The following is a 16,916-nucleotide window of genomic DNA, read 5'->3' on the forward strand; positions in this document are numbered from 1 at the left end:
ACCGCCGCCCGGCCGGAAGTGCGCGCCGCGTGAAGGCGATGCGGTGGATCCGTGACGGTCGCTCATGGGTCCGCGTCAGCGCACGGTAACCGTCGTGTGACTGGGGGTGCGGGCGGGGTCGGTGCGGCCGGTTCGGGCCGTGACGGGTACGGGACGGCATTGGCGCGTATCGCACCTGGCGGGCCGCTCACCCGCCGCCGCGCGGTACGCGGCATCTCGGCCATTCGCTGATTTCCGGCCCCGTTCCCATGGCCGTTCTCCGGCCGCGCGCCTCCCCTGCGGCCAAGGGCCGGAAGTCGTCCGTGGAAACCGCCGCCCCGTTGATGAGTCGGCGCATCGCCTGTTGCATGGCCGTGCCCGGCGGTCGACCACCGCCGGTTTCCGATGCTTGGGGGAATGGGGGCACTGTGGGCCGGTCCGGAGCGAGTTCGCAGAGACGGTCGAGGACATCGGGGGCGCGTCGGTACGGCGTGTCGGGTGCGGCGGCGCTGATCGGCGTCGCCGCACTCGTCGTGCCGGCGGTGCCCGCCGGCGCGGCGACGGGGGCGACGACGCCACCACCGAGCCCGGGAGAGGTGATACCGGGGCAGCGGACGGCGACACCGGCGCTGGTGGAGGGCCTTGAGGAGCCGGCCCCGGACGCCCCGAACGCGGTGGCCGCGGCACGCGCCCACCTCGCCGAACAGGAGGACCGCTACCGGATCGCGGACCCGCGGCGCGATCTGGAACCGGCGGGCACCTTCACGACGGGCGACGGGCACGAGATCGTACGGCTGCGGCAGGAGCACCGTGGTGTGCCGGTGCTGGGCGGCCAGTACGTCGTACGCATGGAGCAGCGGGACGGCGAACGGGTCGTCACCGGCACGTCCGGCAAGTACTTCACGGGTCTGCGGGCCGACACCACCGCCAGCGGGGTGGACGACGCGCTCGCCGTCGAACGGGCCGTCGACGCCGTCCTGTCCGACCTGCGCGCACGGGACTTCACCGCGTACGAGGAGAACGGCGGGGACGGCGGCGAGGAGGAGGGCGCGGAGGACGGGCATCCGCTCACCGGCACCTCGAACGGCCTGGTCGTCCTGCCCTCCGGCACCGGCATCCTCACCCGGCACATCACCGTCCGGGGCGAGAGCCCGGTGGGCGGTGAGCCGGTGCTACGGGAGGTGTACGTCGACGCCGACGCCGGGTATCCGGTCCTGCAGTACAGCGGGATCAAGACGTTCGGCACGCCCGGGGCGGTCGCCGAGGGGAACGCGGCCGGGCGGGTCGATACGGCCGGGCGGGCCGCCGCGGCGGGCTCCGGTGTCACGCTGGACGGCCGGACCGTGGGCCTGGAGGTCACCCTGGACGAGATCCGCGGCGCGCACGTCCTGCGCGACACGTCGCGGGTCGACGAGGAGACCGGGCGTCCCGTCCTGTCGACCTGGGACGCGCGTGGCAGGCAGGTCACCGACGTGGCCGGCGTATGGCCCGCGGACCTGGGGGAGTTCGCCTCGCCCGGCCCGGACTTCGGAGCGGAGGCGACCGAGGCGGGGGCCGTGGACGCGCACTGGGCCGCCGGGCAGGTGTTCGACTGGTTCAAGAGCAAGCAGGGCCGGCACAGCCTCGACGGGCGCGGTATGTCGGTCGACTCCCTCGTGGGCGTGACCAACTACGGGCAGCCGTACGTCAACGCCTTCTGGGACGGCACGAAGATGGTCTACGGCACCGGGGACGCCGAGTACCGCCCGCTCTCCGCCGGGCTGGACGTCGTCGGGCACGAGATGACCCACGGTGTCGTCGACCACTCCGCCGACCTCGTCTACGCGGGTCAGTCGGGCGCCCTGAACGAGGCGTTCGCGGACTACTTCGGCAACGCCATCGAGACGGATGTGTACGGCGACTCCATGGACGACCCGGACGCCGGACTCCTGGGCGAGCGGCTGTGCCGTACGAAGGCACCGTCCGAGTGCGCCCTGCGCGACCTGAACGACGGGCGGACCACGGCCAAGTCCTTCCTCGGGGTCGGGTTCGGCACGGACAGCGGCGGCGTCCACCTCAACTCCACCATCTTCTCGGGGGCGTTGTGGGACATCCGGGAGGATCTCGGCGCCGCGCTCAGCGACCGCGTCGTGTACAAGGCGCTCACCGAGTACCTCACCCCGCTCGACGGGTTCACCCAGGGCCGGGACGCGGTGGTCGCCGCCGCCGGGGCCCTCGGGGTGGAGGGACAGGACCTGAACGCGGTGCGGCGGGCGTTCAACGCCCATGGCATCGTCGCCAACTGGGAACTCGCCCTGGGCGTCGACTCCGACCCGCTGCTGGAACGCGTCAACACCACCGACTCCCGCCTGGGCGCGGGCGGCGACTGGTGGGTGGCCTCCTCCTCGAACGAGGCGGGCACCGAGGCGTACTCCGTGTGGGCCGGGCGCACCGACGGCTCCGGACGGCTGAGGTTGATGAGCCCCAACGACGGCCGCTACCACGTCGATCCGGCGACCGACGGGAAGACGGTGGTCTGGGCGGCGTACGGTTCCGGTCCCGTGGAGGTCCTCGCGCGGCCGATCGCGGGCGGTCCCGTCCGCAAGCTGTGGTCGGGCCGGGGTGTGGGCCACTCGATCGACGTCGAGGGCGACACGGTGGCCTTCGAGCACCACAACCACGGCGGGCGCCGGGGCGTGACGTATCTGAGCCTGAAGGACCCGGCGGCCAAGGTCTCCGTCGGCGGCGGCACGTACCGCCGGGCGTCCTTCCCGTCGCTGAGCGACGGCCGGGTCGTCTACCAGGACTACCGGCGTGTGCGGGCGTCGTACGCGTACTCGACGCGGATCATCGACGTCGCGACCGGTGAGGACACGCTGCTGCACGGGTCGGAGGCGACCACGAGCCTCGGCCCGACCGCCGTGAACGGCCGATACGCCTACTGGCTCGCCAACGAGGTCCGGAACGACGGCAGAACACTGCTGAGGCGCTCCGCCCTGGACGGTTCCGGCGTGGTGGACCTGAGCCCGGAGAGCGGCCCGAACTCCCTCAACGTCTCCGACGTGACGGCGTCCGAGGACACGGTCACCGCGACGGCCCGCACGGGCGACCCCGCGATCCGCAACGAATCCCTGGCCAAACTCTGGCAGTTCCCCGGTGACGCGGGGCAGCGCGTCCGTGTCTCCTGCAACCGGGGGGAGCAACTGTCCGCCGCCGCGGCCACCGGCACCCGGGTGATCTGGCTCGACGCCACCACCGGCGTCAGCAGCGTGGTGACACGGGCCCGCCCGACCGGCAGGTGCGAGACCGTGCCGGCGTCGGCCGGGGCGGCGATGCCCTGACCCCGGGGCGGACGGGGGCGGTGCCGGGCCGGCCGGTGGGCGGGCACGTGTCACTGCGGAGTGTGAGCGCCGCGGCCGCGCGGCGCCGCCTACGGCGACTGGCCGGTAATACGTACTCCGGTTACGTAGGTCTACGGATGCGTCGCCCCTGTTCGCTTCGATTGGCTTGCCGGACGCCGGAGGGGTCGCCCCGTGTGCCCGTCGCGCCGTCGAGGTCCCCGACGTGCCGGAGGGGGCTTCACAGGGAGGCGCCGGACCGATTGTCAGTGGCTGCCGCTAGCGTTCCGCACATGGTCGCACTTGGGCCGGGATTCCCCGGCTGAACTGTGCTTTCTTCCTGTGCAATTGACGCTAGGGGCTGGGGTTCGTGGGTTGGCTGTCGGCGGGCGACGGGTACGAAGTCGCTCTTGTGGAGGGGCGGGTGGCCGCACGAGCCACCTCGGGCCGTGCGGCGGGACGGCAGTTGAAGTCGCTGCCGAAGGCGCTGAAGGACCACCCCGAGGTGGACCGGCTGCGCCGGTTCGCCGAATGGCTGGATCGACACGCGACGGCATGTGTCGAACAGGTGGACGCCTGGATGGTGTCGTCACTGCCCGTACCCACCGGTCTGCTGGCCCGGGTGTGGCCGGACGAGGCGTGGCAGGCCGCGCTGCGGGACCTCGCGGTGGTCGGCGACGACCCGGACGAGGTCGGCTTCCTGCGGGGCGCCACCGACGCCGGCGAACTGCGGGTGGTGAACCTGGACGGGGAGACGGTCCGTCTCTCCCCGCGCACGGTGACCCTGCCGCACCCGGTGCTGCTGCCGGACCTCGACGACATCCGGGAGTTCGCGGCGGAGCTCGGCATCGTCCAGCGCGTCGAGCAGATACACCGGGCCACCTGGCGACGGCCGGACGACCTGGCCGCCAAGGCCACCCAGGTGCGGGAGTTCACCGGCGGCAAGTACCGCTCCCGCTTCGCCCTCGCCGCGCGCGCCACCTCCCTGGGGTACCGCGTCTCCGGCGGGTACGCCACCGCCCGGGTCCGGGACGGCGTGCGCACCGTCGAGGCCTGCGTGTGGATCGGGGAGCCGTACTGGGACGACGAGGTGGAGACCGGCAGTCTCACCTGGCAGGACCAGGACGGCCGCGCACTGCCGCTCGGCGAGGTGGGCCCGGTGGCGTGGTCGGAGGGAATGCGGATGGCCGCGGCGCTGCACGCCGGGCGCGTGATCGAGGAGGGCAAGGACGCATGAGCGGGGGGACGCAGGTGTCGTACGAGGACGTGCTGGCCGCGGGCGGGGTGCTGCCGCCGGACACCGAGGGCGCCGGGGAGCGGGCGGTGCCGCTGACCGCGCGGACGTACCGTCACCCGGGCCTGGACGACCGGGTGGTGGTGCGGCTGGTCGCCGGGGAGCTGGGCGCGGCGGAGGATCTGGCCGCGGGGTTCCTGGGCCTGGAGCAGGAAGCGGAGCCGGCGGTCGTCGGGCTGGGGCTGCGGCAGTCGCTGGGCTTCCCCGAGTGGGTGCTGGTGCACCACCCGGCGGACGGCCACCACGCGCTGGGCATCGTGCCGGACCTGGAGCGGGCCGCACGGCAGGCGAAGTCGAAGCCCAAGATGGCCATGGACGCCTATCTGGAGCTGGGCGAGCGGCTGGCGGCGTCGGTGCCGCACTTCCTGCCGACCTTCTTCGAACAGGCAGGCCGGGTGTTCCTCGCGGAGGAGAACGCCACGTACGCGGCCCAATTGTTCACCCGCGCCCGCAAGGCCGAGGCGGAGCACGGGCTGGTCGTGGAGGAGGAGCGGCTCGACGCCGTGTTCCTGGAGTTCGCGCTGGCCGGCGCGCTCCCGGTGAAGGTGCTGTCGGCGTACGCGAAGGAGTTGGCCGCGCGGGTCCCGGCCGAGGAGGCGCTGCGGCGTTTCACCAAGCTGTGCCTGCGCCGCACGGCGGGCGGTCTGCCGCCTTCGGCGCAGATGGCGAACGACCTGCGCCGGTTGGCGCGGGCCGCCGGCCGGGACGCGGACCTCACCGAACAGGACTACCTGGCCGAGCTGCTGGTCCTGCCGTCGACGCTGCGCGCGGCGGCGGGCTGGTGGAAGGGGCACCGTACGGCGCTGGTGGCGCTGGCCGCGCGGGAGCCGAAGATGCGGGGCACCCTGCTGGACACGCTCCCCTCGTCCCACGACGACGACATGCCCGCGATGTGGCTGGACATCCTGGAGGCCTCCGGCGCCACGGCCGGGCTGTGGGACGGTTCCCTGCCCGCGGAGCAGCGTCCGCACGACGGAACGGCGGGCTGGCTGGAGCGGTTCCTGACCTACCGCGAGCGGGCCCGGTCCTGGCGCGGTTCCACCCGGATGCCCCGGCTGTATCCGCTGGTCGAGCGGACGGCGGACCGACTGCGCGCCGAACTCACCGCCGCTGGACTCGAGTTGCGGGTCACGCACGACATCGACCTGATGGATCTGCTGCTGTCCCTAGGCGTGCCCGTGGCCGCGCCGGCGAAGGCCTCGTCGCTGCCGCTGGAGCAGTGGGCCCCGGGCGAAGGGCACCGCGAGCTGCTGTCGCTGGCCGCCGATTCCCGTTTCCACGACGCGTTCCGGCGGGGCGCGGACCGGTTCGCCGACGACGATCCGGGGCGGCGGGCGATCCGTGTGCTGGCGGCGTCGCCGGGCGGGCGGCCCCTGCTGGCCGAGTGGGTGCGCTCGGTCGTCCGGCGGTTCACCGCCGTGGGTCTGCCGCAGCTGCCCGAGGCACTCGCCCGGCTGAAGTGGCTGCCCGCCGAGGCGCTGGCGCTCGCCGAGGACGAGGTGCGCGCCGCCGTCTCCACCGAACTGGCACCGGTGCTCTCGCGCACCCTGCGCGCCGGTCTCTTCGACGAACTGGGCTGGCCCGCCTGGGAGGACGCGACCACCACGCTCGTCCCGAAGAACGACGTCGAGGACATCATCGTCGCCGACGCCTGGCCGCACCTCGTCGTGGCGGGTGCCGCCCAGGCCCGGGTGATCGGCGCGGAGGGCACGCTCCTCACCCACGATCTGCGCATCCCCGCGGACGACAAGTGGGGCGACCCGGGCTTCCACCACGTGGACGGCGAACTGCTCGTCTACTGGCGGTCCCGCGACAACGGCCTGCGCGGCTACTGGCACACCCGGGCCGACAGCCCCCAGCCCATGGAGGGCCCGGGCGGCACCCGGGGCACCGAGATGGACTGGTACAAGGCCGACCTGAAGCTCACCCTGCCCCTGCCGGGCGGCGGCCGGACCACCGGCGCGGGTGTGCTGCACGCCGGGGACACCACGATCCCCGACGAGCGGTGGCTGGTGTTCGACGGCGCCTCGTACTGGGTCTGGCACGCGGAGGGCGAGCGGGACACGCACGGGTTCTACGAGTACGACCCGGCGACGGACAGGCGCGGGCGGATGAGCGTGCCCGCCTTCCTCGCCGACGCGCTGCGCGACGCCCCCGAGGGCAGCGTCTACGACAGCGGCTGGCTCGGCCCCTCCCCCACCGTCGGCCGCACGCCGGCCTCCGCGCCCGTGGACGGCGTGGTCGGCCTCCGCACGGTCCGGCTGCCCGACGGCGCCTACCGCACGCAGGACCTGGCCGGTCACACCGTCACCCTGCCCGCGGGGAAGGGCCGGCCGTCCGCGCTCGTCGTGTTCCCGGGCGACGACCGGGCCCGTGCCGTCGTCCGCAACGGCTGGCAGCTGGAGATCCTCGACGACGATGGCGTGGTCACCTCCGTCGCGAAGACGGACCGCACCCCGGGCGTCTACGGCGAGGGCACGCTCCTGCTGCCTCCGGTGCAGTTCTGGGAGTGCATGACACCCCGCGATCCGGAGGGCTCCGCCGCGCTGCGCCGCATCGACGCGGCCACGTCGACGGCCCTGCTGGCCGCCGCCGCCCAGGACGACAAGGACGCGCTGCCCAACGCGATCCGCGCGCTGCTGCCGGTCACGCACGACGCCCTCGTCGCGGGCATCGCCGGAGTCGTCCGCCACGCCGCCGACCAGCAGGCCGTCCTCGACACCGCCGCGGCCCGGCTCACCCGGGCGCTCGACGAGGGAGTGGACGTGCCGGAGGGGCCCGCCGGGCCCGCCGACACCGTCCTCCAGGGCGCGCTGAGCGGCCTCGGCGAGTCGACGAGCCACTGGTGGAACCGCGACGAGGAGGCCGACACCGTCTTCCGTTCGCTGCGCACGCTGAGCAGGGCCGCCGGGCTGCGCCCCGCCACCACCGCCGCGAAGTCGGCGGACGTACGCCTCCACCTCGACGGGACCGAACTGCCCACCGGGCAGCCGGACCTGTGGTCGCTGGCCGACCGCACCGCCGCCATCGTCTTCCGCGCCACGGCCGCCACCACCTCGCCGGAGCACCGGGAGGCGCTGCGCGCCCTGCTCGACCGGTTCGAGACGCTGGGGCTGGGGATCGGTGCCCACGCCGAACGGTGGCGCGGGGTGATCGTGAGCCTGACGGCCGACCAGCTGCGCACCGCGTCGGGCGAGTGGCGCTCCGGCTCGTGGAACGGTCTGCTGCCGCTGGGCGACGACGCCTTCCTCGCGATCGTGGGACGCCTGTCCCTGAACGACGACGGCGCCGTCTTCACCGGGTTCTTCCACGACCCGACGGGACGCTTCGAGACACCGGAGCCGTACACCCTCCGCGAGTCCTGCCCGGTGCCCGGGACGAAGCACGCGGACCGGCTCGGGGCGTTCCTCGCGGAGCTGGACGCGCGCGGCCCGGCCCCCTGGTTCCCGGAGGCCGCCGAGGAGTTCGCGCGCCGCACCGGCGTCACCGAGACGCTGGCCCGGCTGATCGTCGCCGGACTGCCCCAGGTCGACGTCTACCAGCGTGCGTTCCTGTCCACGGAGGCACGCGCCGCCATCGGTGTGAAGCTGGCGCCCGCGGCCGTCGCCAAGGACGAACTGCGCCGCGTCGACGGCGGGATCCGCGCCGAGGTGGTGGCCGCGCTGCTGCCCGCCGACCCCGCCCGGCTCTGGACCGACGGGCCCGACGCGGCCGCCGCGGCCGAGGTCTGGAACAGCAGGGTGGGCAGGCGGACGGCCGTGCCCGAGGAGTTGTTCGCCGACGCGACCCGCGCGGTCAAGCACTCCCCGTGGGAGCTCCGCGCCGCCCTGCCCGCGCTGCTGCACCCGGCCGGTGAACCCCGGCTCACCCGGGACCTGGAATGGGCGGTCAAGGGCGACCGGGTCCGTCCCGTCGACGACGACGCGGTCGGATTCACCGCGGACACCCTCGTCGGCTCGGTCGGCCTGGCCGCCTGGCTCGCCCACCGGCTGCCCGCCGGCGACCCGCTGCGGGCAGCACTGCCCGCCGCGCTCAGCGCCGTGCGCGAGCGGCTCGCGCACCCCGGGCTCGTGCTCGACCTCGGGCGGTACATCGGCCTCCCACAGTTCCGCAAGACCGCGGGTGCCCCGACGGAGGTCGGCGAGGGCTTCGAGCGGTACGGCGCCGTCATCCTGGCCACCTACGACGACCAGCCGTCACCGGGCATCAGGGTGGCGCTGCTCGACGAGGCCGGCGAGGACCCGTACCTGCCGGCGCTGCGCATCGACGACCAGCGGCCCTACGCCGCCGAGGTGGCGCTGCGGCTGGCCCGTTCCGCCCCGTACGCCGCACTGCTGGCCGATCCGGGCGACCCGGTGGCGGGCGAGCGCGGCAAGGACGGCACCTGGTGGCCGCAGGACCCGAGCCGTTCGGTGCCCGAGCTGGTGACCGAGGTGGCGAAGGAGTACGGCATCGGCGAGGACGCCGCCACGCTCTATCTGATGCTGCTCGCCATGCCCGACCCGACGGACCGCGTGACGGCCCGCTGGACGGGGTGGAAGCCGGCCCGGCTCAAGGCGGCCCGTGCCGAACTGGCCGGGGGCGAGCTGGTGGTGGAGGCCAGCCGCGCCAGGGCCGGGCGTTCACTCTTCCTGCCCGGCGCCTGGGTCGACCCGAAGGCACCGCGGCTGCCGCTGGAGCGGTGGAAGCTGCCGCTGTTCGCCGGCCTGATGAACGAGGAGCACGCCACGTTCGGCGTGATCGTGCCGTCGGAACCGGCCGCCGAGCTGTACCGCAGGGCCTGGCAGCGGATCCAGGACGGCGACACGCCCCGGTTCGAGGAGCTGAAGGTGCGGCGGGGCCGACGCCGCTGAGCGAGCGGGGCGCCCGGCGACGGGCGCCCCGGGCCCCCGACGCCGAGAACGACCGACAGACGTACAGACATGCAGACATAGAGACCGACCGACCCACCGGCCTACCGACCTACCCAGCAAGGACATCCATGACCGCGACCGACACGGCGACGGCTCTTCCGGCCCGGCAGATCCTGCCCGCCGAGGAGCGCCACGCCACCGAACTCGACTTCCTCGCCGCCCATGACGAGGGCCCGCGCCCGCCCGGCTGGCGCCTGACCCCGCGTTCCGTGGTCACCTTCGTCTGCGGCAGCGGCGGCGAGGCGCTGAAGCTGCCCAAGCCGCACGAGACACTGCCGGACAAGCTGGTGATCGCGCCCAAGTTCGTCGGCGAACGCGCCCTGGTCGAGCGGTGCGTGGTCACCCTCGCCGGTGAGCGCGGCCTGCTGCTCGTCGGCGAGCCCGGCACGGCCAAGTCGATGCTCTCCGAGCTGCTGTCGGCCGCCGTGTGCGGCACCAGCGCGCTCACCGTGCAGGGCACCGCCGGCACCACCGAGGACGCCTTCCGCTACGGCTGGAACTACGCCCTGCTGCTCGCCCAGGGCCCGACCCCGCAGGCGCTGGTCGACTCGCCGGTGCTGGGCGCGATGCGCTCCGGCCGGGTGGCGCGGGTCGAGGAGATCACCCGCTGTCTGCCCGAGGTGCAGGACGCCCTGGTGTCGATCCTGTCCGACCGCCGGGTGAGCGTGCCCGAGCTGTCCGGCACGGACGACGCCCAGGTCCCGGCCGCGCCCGGGTTCACGGTCATCGCCACGGCCAACCTGCGCGACCGGGGTGTCTCGGAGATGTCGGCCGCGCTCAAGCGCCGCTTCAACTTCGAGACCGTGCACCCCATCGCCGACGTCGACGCCGAGACAGCCCTGGTCCGGCGGCAGGCGGAGGCGGCGGTGCAGCGGGCGGGCGCGGCCTTCGGTGTGGACGACGCGGTGCTGGACGTGCTGGTCACCGTCTTCCGCGATCTGCGTGCGGGGCGTTCCGCCGAGGGCTGGGACGTGGAGCGTCCTGGCACGGTGATGTCCACCGCCGAGGCCGTGTCGGTCGCGGCCTCGCTCGGGGTGGCCGCCGCGTACCTGCCGGGTGGGGACGCGCTCGACCTCGTCCCCGGGCACCTGCTGGGCGTGGTCCGCAAGGACGACCCGGCCGACCACGCCCGCCTCCTCGGCTACTGGGACGGCCCGGTGCGCCGTCGCGCCGAGGACGGCTCGGCGATGTGGCGCCGCCTCTGGGACCTGCGGGAGAACCTTCGGTGACGACCACTCAGGACCCGCGGGCCGCCGTCACGGCCCTCGCCGACTCGGCGGCGCCGTACCTGCTGGGGGTACGGCACCACAGCCCGGCCCTGGCCGCGGCCGTGCCCGCCCTGCTGGACGCCTCCGGCGCGGACGTCGTCTGCGTGGAGCTGCCGGCCGACTTCCAGCACTGGCTTCCCCACCTCGCGGCGCCGGGCACTCTCGCGCCGGTCGCCCTGGCCGGGGCGAGCGAGGGCGGCCGCCTCGGCTTCTACCCGTTCGCCGACTTCTCCCCCGAACTCGCCGCCCTCCGCTGGGCCCGGGAGCGGGGCAAGGAGGTGATCTGCTGCGATCTCCCGATGTCGGACCCGGCGTGGAGCACGGACCGGCTGGGGGCGAGCACGAACGCCCCCGGCCCGCACGCCGACCACCGGGCGACGGGCGCGCACACGACTACGGCCGGTGGGGACAACCCGACGGGGGGCTCGGGCAGCCGTACGGCTGGTGCGGGCAGCACCACGGGCACCACCGCCGGCGGGGACAGCCCCGTCGCCGGGGCGGACAGCGTCACGGCCGGTGCGGGCGGGCCCTCCTCGGAGCGGGGCACGCGCAGCGTGGTGGTCGAAGGGACCGCCGTCGCCTCGCCGACGGCGTTCGCGGCGGCCCTCACCGCCGCGGGGACCGGTCGTGACGGGGACGACCTGTGGGACCGGTGCGTGGAGGTGCTCGCCCCCGGCTGTATGCCCGAGGCGATCCGGCGCGCGGCCCTCGGCGTCGGATGGGCGTTGCGTCGCGACGCCGAGTCGGCGGGCGGCGTGCCGCTGGTCGACCTGGCCCGTGAGGCGCACATGCGCGACACGATCGCCCGCGCCGCGGCGGGCGGACGCCGGGTCGCGGCCGTGATCGGCGCGTTCCACGCCCCGGCGTTGACGGACGCGGCCGACGCGGACCCCGACCCGGCCGACGCGGAGGAGGCAGCGGCCGCCGACAGGGGGAGGCCCGCGACGGGCGGTGCGACGGCCGCCCGGAGGGCGGACGGCAGCGCGGCCGGGGCCCCAGGCACGGGCCTCGTCGGGGAGCACCCGCCGGTCGTCACCTCGCTCGTCCCGTACGCCTTCGACCTGCTGGACTCCCGCTCCGGGTATCCGGCGGGCATCCGTGACCCGCGCTGGCAGCAGGCGGTGTTCACGGCGGGGGGCGACCCCGAGCTGCTGTACGGCGCCGCCGCGCGAGCGATCACCGATGTGTGCCGGGAGCTGCGCGCGGCCGGGCACACCGCGGGCACGGGCGAGGCGACCGAGACCCTGCGGATGGCGGGCGACCTGGCCAGTCTCCGGGGGCTCGCGGCCCCCGGCCGGGGCGAGGTCCTGGAGGCGCTGACGACGGTGATGGGCCAGGGCGAGCCGCTCGGCCGTGGCCGGGCTCTCGCCCGGGCACTCGAAGTGGTGCTGGTCGGCACCGACCGGGGCCGGATCGCACCGGGCACCCCGCGTTCCGGTCTCGGCCCGTCCGTGGAGGCGGAGTTGACCGCGCTGCGGCTCCCCGGCCCTGACGACCCCGCCTCGCGCGAACTCCGGCTCGACCCGCTCCGCTCCGCCCTCGACGGCCGCCGCGAGGTCCTGCTCCAGCGCCTCGCGGTGTGCGGTGCCGGCTACGGCGAGACCGTCGAGGTGGCCGGCACGGGCGACGGCACGGCTCTCACCACCCGGTGGCGGGTGTCGTGGAGCCCGGCGGTTCCCGTCCGGCTCGACCTGGCCGGCATACGGGGTGTGACCGCGGCGCTGGCCGCCGAGGGCACCCTGCGGGAGACCTTCCGCCGGGAGTCGGCAGACGGCGGGCCCACCTGTGCCTTGGTCCTCGCCGGGCTCCGGGCGGCGGCCCGCTGCGACCTGCCCGCGCTGGTCGCCGACCGGCTGGCGGACGCCTCCGCCGTGCTCCCGGCCGCGGCCACCCTGCCCGAACTGCTCGAAGCGCTCGACCTGTTGGAGGCGCTGCGCCGGGGCCATCTGCCCGGCACCACACCCGAGGGGCGATCGGCGGCCGCCGATCTGGCCGTCGATCTCCTGGAGGTGGCGGTCCGCGCGCTGCCCGGACTCGCGGGCAGCGACCAGCCGGAGGACGCTGCCGCGCTCGTCGCGCTCGCCTCCCGGGCCGGTGAACACCGCCTCGGTCTGCGCATGGACGACGCCCTGGGCACGCTCGCGCGCTCCGGTTCCGCGCTGATCCAAGGGGCAGCCCTCGCCGCCCGGGTCCTGCTCGACCTCGACGGCGCCGACACCGTCGGGACGCGTGCGGCCGGCTGGATCGACACGGCCACCGGCCCCGACGGCCGCCTCGGACTCGCCCGCCGTCTCACCGGCCTGCTCAGCGGCGCGGCCCCACTGCTCCAGTCCGCGCCGACCGCGCTGGACCCGCTGCTCGACCGCATCGACACGCTGACGGACCAGGGCTTCCTGGACCGGCTGCCCGCCCTGCGCGGAGGCTTCGACACGCTCACCCCGGCCGGGCGTGACCGTCTGCTCGACACGGTCACCGAACGCCTCGGCGACCGCCTCGACCTGTCCCTCACCGCCTCACCGGAACTCCTCGCCCTGTGGACGGCGGCGGACACGGCGGGCCTGACAGCAGTCAACTCCCTCCGCCTGCCGACCGGTTCGACCCCGGCGGAGTCCCCCGAGAGCCCGACCTCCGTACGGCCCACCGGGGCCACGAACGGACCGAAGGCCTCACCCGAATCCTCGACCACCGGTTCGTCGACCGCCCCGGCGACCGCCCCGGCGACCGCCCCGGCGACCGCCCCGGCGACCGCCCCGGCGACCGCCCCGGCGACCGAGGCGAACGAGACTGCGGTGAGCGCCGATGTGGGTCGGACGTCGGTTTCCGTCCTCCACCTCTCCCCCACCGACCGCTGGCGGCTGCTTCTCGGCCGGGAGAGCGAGAAGCTGCCGCAGGGTGCCCGGCGTTACGCGCACGCGCTGGACGAGCTGTACGGCACCGGCCGGGGCGAGGGCTCCTCGGACCTCGGCCGGGGAGCCCCCGGTCAGGGCGGTGGTCAGGAGGCGTCATTCCCCACGGCCCGGGAATGGGGCGAGGAGTTGGACGCGCTGTTCGGCGCCGAGGTCCGTGAGGAGGTGCTGGCACGGGCCGCCGACCGGGGCCGTACGGACGTACTGGCCGAGCTGGACCCCCAGGCCGTCCGCCCGTCGGTCGATCTGCTGACCTCCGTGCTGAACCTCGCCGGAGGAATGCCCGAACAGCAACTGGCCAGACTGCGCCCGCTGGTACGACGGCTGGTCGACGAACTGGCCAAGGAACTCGCCACCCGGATGCGCCCCGCCCTCACCGGCCTGGCCACCCCACGTCCGACCCGCCGCCCCGGTGGCCGGCTCGACCTGCCGCGCACCCTGCGGGCCAACCTGGCGAGCACCCACCGTACGGCGGACGGCCGGACCGTGGTCGTACCGGAGCGGCCGGTGTTCAGCACCCGGTCCCGCAAGGAGGCGGACTGGCGGCTGATCCTGGTCGTCGACGTGTCCGGGTCGATGGAGGCCTCCGTCATCTGGTCGGCGCTGACCGCGGCCGTCCTGGGCGGCGTGCCCACGCTGTCGACGCACTTCCTGGCGTTCTCGACCGACGTGATCGATCTGACCGACCGGGTGGACGACCCGCTGTCGCTGCTGCTCGAGGTGCGGGTCGGCGGCGGCACGCACATCGCGGCGGGGCTGGCGCACGCCCGTTCCCTGGTGACCGTGCCCAGCCGCACCCTCGTGGTCGTCGTGAGCGACTTCGAGGAGGGCTACCCACTGGGCGGGCTCCTGGGAGAGGTCCGGGCCCTCGCGAGTTCCGGGGTACACCTGATGGGCTGTGCCGCCCTGGACGACACGGGCACCCCTCGCTACTCGGTGCCCGTCGCCCAGCAGCTCGTCGCGGCCGGCATGCCGGTCGCCGCCCTCAGTCCCCTCTCCCTCGCCCGCTGGGTGGGGGACCGCCTCCGCGGAGAGAGCCGATGAACGCCGAACTGCCCCCGGCGGCGCCCGACGTGGTGGCCGCCGCCGTCGAGAGCCTGACCTCCCGGCTGCGCAAGAAACTGGACGCCGCGGTCGAGACGTACGCGGCGCTGCCCGTCACGGTCGACGGCGGTGACCTGCGCATCCGGTGCGGTGAGGACGCCGAGGTCACGCTGACGCCCGGTCCTTCGGGCGCGGTGACCGACGCCGGGCGGGCGGTGTGCAGTTGCCTGCTCGCACCCCGCTGTCTGCACCGCGCCGCCGTCCTGAGCGCCTGCCCGGTGGCCGACGCCGAGGACATGGCCGCGGCAGAGCCGGAGCCCGTGCCGGCCGGCACGGCGGCGGACGCCCACGGAAGCAATGGTGAGGCCCCGTCGCCCGGGGCCCCGCAGGCAGCGGGGGGATCCTCAGCAACCACCGCACCCGCCGACGGCACAAAGCGGTCCGGAGCCACCACCGCTGCCGCCCCGACGGGACCGACCGAAACCGGCAGCACAGGCACCACCGGCACCACCGACACCACCGGCAGCACCGACACCACCGGCAGCACAGGCAGCACAGGCACCACCGGCACCACCGGCAGCACCGGCAAGGCCAGCACCGCTGGGACCAGTGCCGACGTCGGCAAGGCCCCCACCCCCGCCCAGATCGCCGCCGCAGCCGGTCTCTGGGCGGCCACCGCGGCCGTGCTCGCCGCCGGAGTCCCGGCGGCGGGAGCGGTGCCGCAGGCGGAGTTGCTGCGGGCCGCGCACACCGCCCGGCTCGCCGGACTGCACCGCGCCGAGGCGGCGGCTCTCCGGGTCGTACGCGGACTGCGCGGGGCCCGCGCCCGGCACGACGGCCATCGGCTCGCCGACCTGGTCGCCAACGTACGGGAACTGCTGCTCACCACCGGCCTGTTGTCGGCGGCCGACCCCGACCCCGCCCTCGTCGGCACGGCGCGGCGCGCCTATCGGCCGGGCGGCAGTCTGCGGGTGCACGGCGTGTGCCGGGAACCGGTGATCTCGGCCACCGGCTACGGCGGTGTCGTGACCCATCTGGTCTCCGACGACGGGAGCTGGTTCTCGATCGCCGACGTCAAACCGGGCGGCCCGGCCCGCGCCCGGGGTGCCGCGAAGGCCACGGTCGCCCTCGGTTCCGGCGCCCTCGACCACGCCCGGCTCTCCCGTGGCGGACTGCTGATCTCCGGCGCCACGGTCTCCCCGGACGGCCGCCTCGGCTCCGGAAAGGGTGTGCGGGCCACTCCGCTCGCCGGTCTCTCCTGGACGTCGGGCCCGCTCGCCGCCCTGTTCGCACGCCCCCTGGCGGAGGCGGTCGCCGAGCGGCTCACGGGCGGCCCCGGCGCCGACCCCGAGCAGGCACAGCAGGAGGCACGCAGGCTGATCGGCTGTGACCTGGTCGTCGTCGGCGCGGCGGGCGACCAGCTGTTCGCCCGGGAGGTGTCCGGCTCCGGGGAGTCGGCCGACGGCGGCCTGCTCGTCCGGCTGACCCCGGCCAACGGCCACCCCGACCTCGCCCACACCGCCAACTTCCGTCAGCTGGCCACCCGTCCAGGTCTGCGGATACGGGTGCTGGGCCGCGTGGAACCCGACCGTGCCGCCACGCTCCGCCCGCTCGCGATCGGCCCGGCCCCGGACACCGAGGCGACTCTGCGGCTGCCGGACGAGTGGGAGGGCCACGCCGACCTGGGCTACGACCGCCTCCAGGGCGCGCACTTCCCGCCGGCGGACGCCCTGGCCGGGGTCGCCGGCCCCGCCGGGGTTCCGGCGGATCCGCTCGCCGAGGCTCCGCTGTGGCGGCTGCGCCGACTGGTCGAGGTCGCCGTCTCCGGGGGCCGCCGCGCGGTCGCCGAGCCGGCTCGTGACGGCGATCGCGGCGGAGGGGGCGCGGCCCTGCGGCGCAGTGGGTTCCGGGCGGGGGCCGACCTGGCGACCGCGCTCGCCATGGAGGCGGACCGCCGCTCCCGCGACGTCTTCGGACGCGTCACCGACCCCGACCCGGACCGCTACGCCCGCGCCTGGCTCGCCACCGCGATCTACCTGACCGGCACCGAACGTGCCCTGATCCAGTCCACCTGGCGGCCCCCGTCCCACACCGCCTGACCCACGCACCACGCCCGGACCGCCCAGACCGCCCGGTCGGCCCGAACCACCCGCACCGCCGCGCGGCCCGGTCCGGCCCCAGCCCTCAGCCCCCCA

At 75.1% G+C, this 16,916-nt stretch carries 6 protein-coding genes; all 6 read left to right on the top strand.

Annotated elements, in window-relative coordinates:
- Nucleotides 1–470 precede the first annotated feature (470 nt).
- Nucleotides 471–3,299 (top strand): M4 family metallopeptidase, encoded by a 2,829-nt coding sequence (locus tag PUR53_RS26730; RefSeq protein ID WP_443080363.1) that lies wholly within the window; start codon nucleotides 471–473, stop codon nucleotides 3,297–3,299.
- 367 nt (nucleotides 3,300–3,666) lie between these two features.
- Nucleotides 3,667–4,533: a DUF4132 domain-containing protein gene (locus PUR53_RS26735; protein ID WP_329897825.1), complete on the top strand. Its 867-nt coding sequence runs from the start codon at nucleotides 3,667–3,669 to the stop codon at nucleotides 4,531–4,533.
- Nucleotides 4,530–9,443, top strand: coding sequence for a DNA-binding protein (locus PUR53_RS26740; protein ID WP_329909880.1), 4,914 nt, complete (start codon nucleotides 4,530–4,532; stop codon nucleotides 9,441–9,443). Before PUR53_RS26735 ends, PUR53_RS26740 begins: the two co-directional genes overlap by 4 nt.
- Nucleotides 9,444–9,571: 128 nt before the next feature.
- A complete protein-coding gene (locus PUR53_RS26745) occupies nucleotides 9,572–10,732 on the top strand; it encodes an ATP-binding protein (protein ID WP_329897823.1) in 1,161 nt (386 codons plus the stop codon).
- Nucleotides 10,729–14,721 (top strand): vWA domain-containing protein, encoded by a 3,993-nt coding sequence (locus PUR53_RS26750; RefSeq protein ID WP_329909881.1) that lies wholly within the window; start codon nucleotides 10,729–10,731, stop codon nucleotides 14,719–14,721. The genes PUR53_RS26745 and PUR53_RS26750 overlap by 4 nt, the downstream gene beginning before the upstream one ends.
- Nucleotides 14,718–16,820 carry a hypothetical protein gene (locus tag PUR53_RS26755; protein ID WP_329909883.1) on the top strand — a complete coding sequence of 701 codons (2,103 nt, stop codon included), beginning with the start codon at nucleotides 14,718–14,720 and terminating at the stop codon, nucleotides 16,818–16,820. Before PUR53_RS26750 ends, PUR53_RS26755 begins: the two co-directional genes overlap by 4 nt.
- The last annotated feature ends 96 nt before the right edge of the window (nucleotides 16,821–16,916 follow it).

Source organism: Streptomyces sp. SP18BB07 (assembly GCF_036322545.1).
GTDB classification, from domain to species: Bacteria; Actinomycetota; Actinomycetes; order Streptomycetales; family Streptomycetaceae; genus Streptomyces; species Streptomyces deccanensis.